The organism is Mesorhizobium sp. M7A.F.Ca.US.010.02.1.1 (assembly GCF_004023085.1).
GTDB lineage: Bacteria > Pseudomonadota > Alphaproteobacteria > Rhizobiales > Rhizobiaceae > Mesorhizobium.
The window spans coordinates 1-8,973 of record NZ_RZRV01000083.1; the positions used below are offsets into that span (position 1 = coordinate 1).

Genomic DNA, 8,973 nt, shown 5'->3' on the forward strand with positions numbered 1-8,973 from the left:
CCCCAGGGCCCCTGATTGTTGCCGCCGCCGCCCCATGGGCCGCCGCCACCGCCGCTTTTATCGTTCCAGGGCATGAATGTCCTTTCGCTTGGAATTCCCTCAAGCGCCGGTATTACGGCGCAAAATCCAGTATTGTTCTTCTATAGGGACGCCACGAGGCGCTTTCAACGCGATGCGCTGCCGACTTCGTCCGATTTGTCCGGTCGCGACCCTTTGTCTTCCTTCAATGCCCCTTTTTTCAGTCAATGTCTCTCTCGACGCCGCTCGTAAACCGAATAGCGCGTCGGGTGGCTGTCCTTTTCCCCGGCCGGGACGTCGTGCGAGCTGACAATACGCCAGGAATCAGGATCGATCGGCGGGAAATGCGCGTCGCCTTCGACCGCTGCCAGCACATGGGTGACATGCAGCCGATCGGCCAGAAGCATGGCCTGGGCATAGATTTCGCCGCCGCCGATGACGCACACCTCGTCCACACCGACCATGCGGCGCCCGCGCACCGTCGCCAGTTGGACCGCGGCTTCGAGCGAATGTGCCACCTCCACGCCCTCGGCGCGCCAGGTCTTGTCGCGGGTGACGACGATGTTCAACCTGCCCGGCAGCGGCCGGCCGATGCCCTCATAGGTCTTGCGGCCCATGATGATGGGCTTGCCCATCGTATCGGCCTTGAAGCGCTTGAGATCGGTGGAGAGCCGCCACGGGAGCCCGCCGTCCCGCCCGATCACGCCGTTCTCGGCGATGGCAACGTAGATTGCGACATGCATCAATTGTCGTCCGTTGGCTCGAGGATCAGGATGTCGATGTCGCGCTCGGGGTAGAAATTATCCGCCGTCATCTCGAATGTCGTCGGTCCGGTCTTTCTGACATTGTCGCCGCAGAACGAGACCAGGGCTTTCGGATTGCCCTTGTCGATCGTCAGCTTGAACTTTCCGATTGTGCCGGTGGCCCAGTTGCCGCCGGTGGTCAGGATATAGGCGATGCGGTTCTCGACATATTTGGGGTAGCCGTCAGGGTCGTTCTTCGCCGCCTTGCGCACCGCACTCTCGAATGTATCGTCCATGCAATAGCGGGCCTTGTAGGCCGCATACTGACCCTGGAATTTGCCGTCGTAAAAGAAGCTGACTGAAGACGTGCCGCCGACGCTCGGCTTGTAATGGTGGGAAACATGAACGTCCTTGTTGGCTGGAAAGGTCGAGCGCCACCAGTAGGTCGAACGCAATTGCCAGAACGGCGTGTAGACCTTGGTCGTCTCGGTGCCGTCGCTGCCGGTGTCCTCGATGATGATGCCGCGGTTGACCCAGTCATCGACAACCGCTTGCGGCAACTTGGCCAGCGCCGCCTTCGCCGCATCGCCGAATGGATAGAACGGCACGTTTTGCGCCTTCATCTCTGCGCTGATGTCGATGCCTAGCGCCAACACCTTCTGCTCGAGCTGCGGCTTGACGGCGGCACCGTCGATCGTCACCTCGAAGCCGAGGAAATTGTCGCTCTGGTTTTCGGGAATCGCCGGGATTTCTTCGGGATTGCCCGATATTTCGGGCATCGGGAAGGCGACGATGGCCTCGACATCGCGATCGGTGTTGTTGTGGAAGACATAGTCGACAGTGACCTTTTCCGGCGAGATGAAAAGATCCTCGCTTTGCATCGCCACGGCATCGCTGCGCGACAGGATCAGGCCGCCAGTGCCAAGTTCGGCAACCGAATCGTTGGCGAAGGCGGGCGCGGGCGACAGGGCCAGCACGGCGGTCAGAACATATCGCAACATGGAAGCCCCCTCGGCTAGAATGCCTGCAGGACCCTAGCCGTTTCAATGTGGCGTTTCAAAGCCCTTCCGCATCCGCGGACGCGCCAAAAAGGGTCTGGAGCAAGCGGTCTGGACACCCAGCAGCGGTCTGGACACGCGCCAGCGCGGTCTGGACACGCGCCAGCGCGGTCTGGACTAACGGGTTCCGATCGGGCAGGAGTTCGCCCATGCGCAAGCTTCTCGTCATCGGCATCGGCGCCGGCAATCCCGACCACATGACCGTTCAGGCCATATCAGGCCTGAACCAGGCGGATGTGCTGTTCATTCCCGACAAGGGCGCGAAAAAAAATGAACTGGCCGAACTGCGCCGCCGGATATGCGACCGCTTCGTCACCAACCCGAAATCACGCCGTGTCGAATTCGACGTGCCGTTGCGCGACCTGCCAATGGAAGATGGGCCAGTAGAAGATGGGCCGGCCCCCTCCTACCGCTCGACCGTCGATGACTGGCATGAAGCCATCGCCACCATTTACGAAAGCCTGATCCGCGACGAGATCGCAGGGGATGGCTGCGGCGCCTTCCTGATCTGGGGCGACCCTTCGCTCTACGACAGCGCGTTGCGCATCCTCGAGCGCGTGCGCCTGCGGGGCAATGTCGCGTTCGAGCTTGAGGTGATACCCGGCATCACCGCTGTCCAGGCGCTGGCCGCCAGCCACAAGATGGCACTGAACCGCATCGGCGATTCCGTCCTCATCACCACCGGCCGCCGCCTGACTGAGGAAGGCATGCCGGACAATGCCGGAAGCGCGGTCGTCCTGCTCGACGGCAAATGCGCCTTCAACACGCTGGCCGACAAGGATGTCGTCATCCATTGGGGCGCCTATCTCGGAACGGAAGACGAGATCACTCTCTCCGGCAGGATCGGTGACATCGGCGCAAAGATCGAAAAGGTTCGAGAGGAAGCTCGTCGGCAGAAGGGCTGGATCATGGACAGCTATTTGCTGCGCAAGCCCGGTGAAGAGCAATAAGTCCTACTCCCCTACTCCCCTACTCCCTTCCCCCTCACCCAGCATCAATCTCCGCCTGCAATGCCTCCATATGCGTCGCCGCCGCCGCAGCCGCCGCACGCTCGATGGCGCGAAAACGGCTGACCACCGCCAGCCCCACAGCCGTCAGTTGCGCGCCGCCGCCCTTGCGGCCACCGGTCTGTGCCGCCACCAGCGGCTTGCCGAACACCCGGTTCATGTCCTCGACCAGGTCCCAGGCGTGCTTGTAGGACATCTCCATGCCGCGCGCGGCGGCCGAAATGGAGCCGAAGGCGGCGATCTGTTCCAGGAGTTCGATCTTGCCCGGCCCGACGCGCCCGTCGGGGTCGAGATTTATCCGCAAGCTCAGCGACGGCATCATTACTCTCCGCGGTCCAACCTCATACTAGAAGCTCCCTGGCGAAACCGCTATTCCAAAAAGACATAGCGGGATCACCCATCCACCTCGGCGGGCAGGCCGGCGCCGGTGTTCGCCCGATCGAAGCTCACCGTCTTGATCACCGCGAAAACCTTGCCGCCAAGATGGAGCTTCAGCGCCTGCCGCGACTGTTCGGTGATGCGGGCAAGCACGGTTGCACCATTGCAGTCGATACCGACCTCGACCGCAGGCCCTTCGCCGGGGCTCATCGCGGTAATGGTTCCCGGCAGAATGTTGAGCGCGCTGAGACCCCTCGGCTTTTCGGTGGCGATCATCACATCGCGGGCGCGGATACGGATGCGCACCGGCGTACCTGTTTTCATCGCCAGCTGTGGCACCCGGAGCTCGCCCGCGGCCGAGCCGAGCACGGTCATACCGAAAGTCTCGTCGTGACGCAGCACCTTGGTGTCCAGCACGGCGCCCCCCTCGCCGCGCTCCTCCGCCGGCAACAGGTCGAGCCTTTGCATCACCGCCTCGGTCGGCCCGCTGGCAACGACATTGCCCTGCGCCAGCATCACCACGTCGCTGGCCAGCCTCGCCACTTCGGCGACCGAATGACTGACATAGACGATCGGGATTTTCGTCTCGTCGCGCAGCCTTTCGACATAGGGCAGGATTTCGGCCTTGCGCGCTTCGTCGAGCGAGGCCAGCGGTTCGTCCATGAGCAGCAGTCTGGGGCTGGCAAGCAATGCCCGGCCGATCGCCACGCGCTGTTTCTCGCCGCCCGAGAGCTTTGCCGGCCGCCTGTTCATGAGCGGCCCGATGCCGAGCAGGTCGACGACGGCATCGATATCGGCGTAGCGCTCCGCCGGCGGCGTGAACCAGCGGCCGTAGCGCAGATTGCCGGCAACGCTCATATGCGGAAACAGCCGTGCGTCCTGGAACACCATGCCGATGCGGCGCTTGTGCTTCGGCACGAAAATGCCGGCACCGGTATCGACCAGCACACGGCCGTCGACCTCGATGCGTCCCTTGTCGGGCCGGATCAGCCCGGCAATCATGTCGATCAGCGTCGTCTTGCCCGACCCCGACGCTCCGAACAGCGCCGTCAGCCGCCCGGCGCTTTCGAAGCGGGCGTCGATGGCGAAACCGCCGAGCCGATGACTGATGTCGACGAGAACGCTCATTCGATGTCCAGTCGCCGGCCGACACGCCGCGCCAGCACCTCCGAAGCCACCAGCGCGGCCATGGAGATGACGATGGAGATCAGCGTCAGGCGGAGCGCCCCTTCATCGCCCCCCGGCACCTGCGTGAATGTGTAGATCGCCGACGGCAATGTCTGCGTCTCATTGGGAATGTTGGAGACGAAGGTGATGGTGGCGCCGAACTCGCCCATCGCCTTGGCGAAGGCGAGGATGGCGCCGGCGATCAGCCCGGGCAGGATCAGAGGCAGCGTGATGGTGGCAAAAACCCAGAGCGAATTGGCGCCGAGCGTTCCCGCCGCCGCTTCCATCTTGCGGTCCACCGCCTCGATCGACAACCGGATCGCCCGCACCATCAGCGGAAAGCCCATGACGCCGCAGGCCAGCGCCGCGCCTGTCCAGCGGAAGGAGAAGACAATGCCGAAATGCTCTGCCAGGAAGGCGCCGGCCGGGCCGCGCCGGCCGAAGGTGAGCAGCAGCAGGTAGCCGGTCACCACGGGCGGCAGGATCAGCGGCAGATGCACCAGCCCGTTGAGAACGGTCTTGCCCCAGAACTGTCCCCGGGCAAGCAGCAGCGCAATCAAGATGCCTGGCGGCAGGCTGGCGAGCATCGCCACCGTTGCCACCTTGATGGACAGCCGAACCGCATTCCATTCGTCGGGAGTGAGGTCCAGCAGCCAGTTCATAGTGCCCCTTGGAACTCAGTTGCTCGGCGCGAGCACGGTAAATCCCTGATCCTTGAACAGCGCGGCCGCCTTGGCCGACTGCAGGCATTTCAGGAAAGCCGGCGTATCCTTGTCCTTCGAATCGGCGGTCTGGGCAACCGGATAAATGATCGGCGGATGCGAATCCTCCGGGAAGGTGCCGACCACCTTGACGCCCTTTTCGGCATGCGCATCAGTGGCGTAGACGATGCCAAGGGCTGCTTCACCCGTCGAAACCAGCTTCAGCGCCGCGCGCACGTTTTCGGCCTGCGCCACCTTGCCTTCGACCGAAGACCAGACGCCGAGCGATTCAAGTGCGGCCTTGCCGTATTTGCCGGCCGGCACCGCCTTGAAATCGCCCATGGCGAGCTTGCCGTCGCCGATCAGCTTGGCGAGGTCAAAGCCCTTCTCGATCCTGGTGTCGACCGCCGAGTCCTTCGGCGCCACCAGCACGATCTCATTGCCGAGCAGCTTCACTTCGGTGTCCGGCTTGGTCAGCTTCTTGTCGGAGAGATATCTCATCCAGTCGAGATCGGCCGAGATAAAGACGTCGGCAGGCGCCCCGCCCTCGATCTGTTTGGCCAGCGCCGAACTCGCGGCATAGGAGACAGTCGCCGCCTCGCCGACATCGGCCTCGCAGGCTTTGTTCACGGCGTCGAGCGCGTCCTTGAGGCTGGCCGCGGCAAACACCACCACCTTGTCTTCCGCATGTGCTGCCGGCACGACTGCCATCAGCGCCGCAGCGAAGCCACCAATGGCGATCGCCCTCGATCCAAAACCTTTGCGCAGCATGGGAACTCTCCTCGGTTTGAAAGCTAGTCAGCCCTAAGTCTCCGACCGATATATCCGCATGAATATAACAAGGGAAGGCCCGGCGCCCCATGAAAGCGTCCGTACGACACCAATTGTCCTGGAAAGACCGGCAAAGAAACCCTGGAAAGATCAGTGCCCGCAACATCCCCTCCGGGGAACGATCGCCGAGATCGTCAAGGAGCCACCACCTCGCATGTCACGATCGACATCGGTGGCGGCGCCATCGTCACCGCCTCGATCACCAACAAGGCCGTCGCCGATCTCAAGCTCAAAAGGGCAAGCAGGCCTATGCCGTGGTCAAGGCCTCGGACGTGATGGTCGGCATCGACTGAAATTTGCGGCCTTAGACCGCGATCGGCGCTTTGATCGACGCGTCTGCGACGTAGTTTTCCAGCCGGAAATCCTCGAAGCGGAAGGCGAACAGGTCCTTCACCTCGGGGTTGATCCACATCGTCGGCAGCGCCCTCGGCGTGCGCCGCAGCTGTTCGCGCGCCTGCTCGAAATGGTTCGAGTAGAGATGCGCATCGCCAAGTGTGTGGACGAAATCGCCGGGTTTCAGCCCGGTGACCTGCGCCACCATCACGGTCAGCAGGGCATAGGACGCGATGTTGAACGGCACGCCGAGAAAGATATCGGCCGACCGCTGGTAAAGCTGACAGGAGAGCCGCCCTTCCGAAACATAGAACTGGAAAAGGCAGTGGCAGGGTGGCAGCGCCATCGCTTCCACCTCGGCTGGATTCCATGCCGAAACGATCAGCCGCCGCGATTGAGGGTTTTTGCGTATCTCCTTGAGGAGATTCGCGATCTGATCGATCGAGCCGCCATGGCCATCCGGCCAGGAACGCCACTGCTTGCCGTAGACCGGGCCGAGATCGCCATTCTCGTCGGCCCATTCGTCCCAGATCGAAACGCCATGGTCGGTGAGGTATTTGATGTTGGTATCGCCGGCCAGGAACCACAGAAGCTCATGGATGATCGACTTGAGATGCAACTTCTTGGTCGTGGTGACGGGAAAGCCGCGCGCCAGGTCGAAACGCATCTGGTAGCCGAAGACGGAGCGGGTTCCGGTGCCGGTGCGGTCGCCGCGATCGGCGCCGTTGTCCAGCACGTGCTGCAGGAGGTCGAGATACTGGCGCATCGGTTCCGGCTCGATTCGGTTGTCCAGCCATCATAGCTTACGGACAGGCAATCGAACACCACAAAGCAGCGCAAGCCCTGCCCGAAGCCCGCCAGTCCCCAACAACATCAGGGCTGGCGCATGGACCGCGCCAGCCCTGCGAATTGAAGCGCGGTCGTCAGAGGGAGCCGAGCTTGCCCAGGTCCTTCGCGACGAGGTAGTAGAAAGTCACCCGGCTCTTGGTGTTGTCGGCAGCCATTGCCTTGCAAGTCTTCTCGATGGATGCATCGGCCTTCGCTGCATCGCTGATGCCGAGCTTCTTGGCGACCCAGTTGTCCCTGACACGCCCGAGTTCCTTCGGGTCGGTGCAGGATACCAGCGAGGAATCGCGGTTCCTGAGCGCGATGCCTAGGTGCTTGACGATCTTTTCAACCGCATCAGCACTGGCGCCGGCATCGTATTTCTTCACGTCTGCAAGATAGTCGGCCATCAAAATTCCCCTCGTCGGCGCCACGGATCCGATCGATGAGGGCTGTGGCGCGCTGCTGCAACATGTGCGCTAGGTCGGTAACTCCTCACCGGGGCAAAGCTTCGGTTGAGACCGCGCCCAAGTCAACCCTTTGGACTTGCGGTTTTGTCAGGGGGACAAAGTGCCATTGCGGCCTTCCATTTCTTGCGATGGCCCCCTATATTCGGTTTGTCGGCTTGACCGACTATGGCGATAAATGGGCGATGAAATAAGCCGTTCGGACCCGGGGGCGGTACCCGGCGCCTCCACCAAAAGCCGCTGCTGATGACAGAGCGGTTTTTGCTGGGGGCGAAATAGGATCGACGAAGGTGTAAAGATCGTACTTTTGCCCGGCATGGTACCACCGTCATCGGGCTAAACCTGTAGTTGCAAATGACAACTATGCGGAAGCACGTCTCGCCGCGTAAGCGGTGCGATAGCTTCAAATCAAGCCCTAGAGGTTCGCACTTCTAGGCGGGGTTCGGAGGTACCTGGCAACAGAAACCTCCACTTCTCCCCTCCTCCGATATGCAGCATGCGCAGTGGCAGCTTCGCCGCGAAGGCGCCGGCCGCGTGCTCCCTCCATGGACAAAACATGCAAAACGATTCCGATCGCTTCTTTGTGCTGACCGGCGGTCCTGGTTCCGGCAAGACCACCTTGATCGAAGCCCTGCGCACGCAGGCTTTGCCACCTCGGCGGAAGCCGGGCGCGGCATCATCCGCGACCAGTCCGACATTGGCGGACCCGCTTTGCCCTGGCGTGATCGCGCCCTGTTCGCCGAGTTGATGCTGTCATGGGAGATGCGCTCGTATCAAATTGCGCAAGAACAGACCGGGCGTCCTGTTTTTTTCGATCGTGGCGTTCCGGACACGCTCGGCTATCTCAGGCTGAGCGGCCTGCCGGTATCCGAACACGCCACCGCTGCCGCCGAGCGCTTCCGCTATCATCAGCGTGTCTTCGTCGCCCCGCTATGGCCGGAGATCTTCGCGCAGGATGAAGAGCGCAAGCAGACGCTCGACGAGGCCGAGCGTACCCACCATGCGCTGGTCGGCGTCTACACGGAACTGGGCTATGAAACCGTCCCGCTGCCTTTGGCGACGGTCGAGGAGCGGCTGCGCTTCGTGCTGATCGAGGCAGGATTGGCATGAAAAAGGCCGGGATGAATGAACTGACCCCATAAAGTTGGACGGTTCATTGAGTTGGTAGGTTTAAGGGCTGGTTCCTGTATTGCACAGGGGCCAGCCCTTTCAGTTTCAGTTTGATGCGGCGGTGGTTGTAATAGTCGATGTAGTCCGTGATGGCGTCGTCCAGGCTTTGAACGGTGTCGAAGGTTCCGGGATGGAAGAGCTCGGATTCGAGGATGGCAAAGAAGCTCTCCATTGGGGCGTTGTCGAGGCAATTGCCTTTGCGTGACATGCTCTGTTGGAGGCCTCTGGCTTCCAGCCTGCGTTGGAATGCCGACATCTGATACTGCCATCCCTGA

General features: G+C 62.0%; 11 protein-coding genes, 1 other RNA gene and 1 pseudogene. 4 read left to right on the forward strand and 9 right to left on the reverse strand.

Annotation, left to right across the window (positions count from 1 at the left end; genetic code table 11):
- Positions 1–242 precede the first annotated feature (242 nt).
- Both EOA19_RS34415 and EOA19_RS34420 read right to left on the reverse strand, forming a co-directional pair.
- Positions 243–761 (reverse strand): dihydrofolate reductase, encoded by a 519-nt coding sequence (locus tag EOA19_RS34415; protein ID WP_128306066.1) that lies wholly within the window; start codon positions 759–761, stop codon positions 243–245.
- Positions 761–1,762, reverse strand: coding sequence for a DUF4424 domain-containing protein (locus tag EOA19_RS34420; RefSeq protein ID WP_128306067.1), 1,002 nt, complete (start codon positions 1,760–1,762; stop codon positions 761–763). Before EOA19_RS34420 ends, EOA19_RS34415 begins: the two co-directional genes overlap by 1 nt.
- Before the next feature lie 206 nt (positions 1,763–1,968).
- On the opposite strand from EOA19_RS34420, the gene cobF reads away from it, so the two are divergent.
- Positions 1,969–2,769, forward strand: coding sequence for a precorrin-6A synthase (deacetylating) (cobF, locus tag EOA19_RS34425; RefSeq protein ID WP_128306068.1), 801 nt, complete (start codon positions 1,969–1,971; stop codon positions 2,767–2,769).
- A 34-nt stretch (positions 2,770–2,803) separates the two neighbouring features.
- Here cobF and EOA19_RS34430 read toward each other — a convergent pair whose 3' ends face one another.
- The 4 genes from EOA19_RS34430 to modA form a co-directional block, all read right to left on the reverse strand.
- Positions 2,804–3,145 (reverse strand): winged helix-turn-helix domain-containing protein, encoded by a 342-nt coding sequence (locus EOA19_RS34430; protein ID WP_127293106.1) that lies wholly within the window; start codon positions 3,143–3,145, stop codon positions 2,804–2,806.
- 74 nt (positions 3,146–3,219) lie between these two features.
- Positions 3,220–4,332 carry a molybdenum ABC transporter ATP-binding protein gene (modC, locus tag EOA19_RS34435; protein ID WP_128306069.1) on the reverse strand — a complete coding sequence of 371 codons (1,113 nt, stop codon included), beginning with the start codon at positions 4,330–4,332 and terminating at the stop codon, positions 3,220–3,222.
- Entirely contained in the window at positions 4,329–5,033 is a 705-nt protein-coding gene (gene modB / locus EOA19_RS34440; RefSeq protein WP_024501415.1) for a molybdate ABC transporter permease subunit, read from the reverse strand. Before modB ends, modC begins: the two co-directional genes overlap by 4 nt.
- A 15-nt stretch (positions 5,034–5,048) precedes the next feature.
- On the reverse strand, positions 5,049–5,843 hold the full coding sequence (gene modA / locus EOA19_RS34445; RefSeq protein ID WP_128306070.1) for a molybdate ABC transporter substrate-binding protein: 795 nt from the start codon (positions 5,841–5,843) through the stop codon (positions 5,049–5,051).
- A 153-nt stretch (positions 5,844–5,996) separates the two neighbouring features.
- Between modA and EOA19_RS36615 the strand changes: the two genes are divergently transcribed.
- Entirely contained in the window at positions 5,997–6,179 is a 183-nt protein-coding gene (locus EOA19_RS36615) for a TOBE domain-containing protein (RefSeq protein ID WP_348629864.1), read from the forward strand.
- A 28-nt stretch (positions 6,180–6,207) separates the two neighbouring features.
- Here EOA19_RS36615 and EOA19_RS34455 read toward each other — a convergent pair whose 3' ends face one another.
- Both EOA19_RS34455 and EOA19_RS34460 read right to left on the reverse strand, forming a co-directional pair.
- Positions 6,208–7,002 carry a thymidylate synthase gene (locus tag EOA19_RS34455; RefSeq protein WP_128306071.1) on the reverse strand — a complete coding sequence of 265 codons (795 nt, stop codon included), beginning with the start codon at positions 7,000–7,002 and terminating at the stop codon, positions 6,208–6,210.
- A gap of 157 nt (positions 7,003–7,159) precedes the next feature.
- Positions 7,160–7,471, reverse strand: coding sequence for a DUF2853 family protein (locus tag EOA19_RS34460; protein WP_023813086.1), 312 nt, complete (start codon positions 7,469–7,471; stop codon positions 7,160–7,162).
- A 170-nt stretch (positions 7,472–7,641) separates the two neighbouring features.
- On the opposite strand from EOA19_RS34460, the gene ssrA reads away from it, so the two are divergent.
- Together ssrA and EOA19_RS34470 are read left to right on the forward strand one after the other, a co-directional pair.
- Positions 7,642–8,001: a transfer-messenger RNA gene (gene ssrA / locus EOA19_RS34465) on the forward strand.
- A gap of 83 nt (positions 8,002–8,084) precedes the next feature.
- Positions 8,085–8,638 (forward strand): annotated as a pseudogene (locus EOA19_RS34470) (AAA family ATPase).
- Positions 8,639–8,681: 43 nt separating this feature from the next.
- On the opposite strand, the gene EOA19_RS34475 reads toward EOA19_RS34470, so the two are convergent.
- A partial coding sequence (locus EOA19_RS34475; protein ID WP_206638165.1) for an IS3 family transposase occupies positions 8,682–8,973 on the reverse strand: 292 nt, incomplete at its 5' end.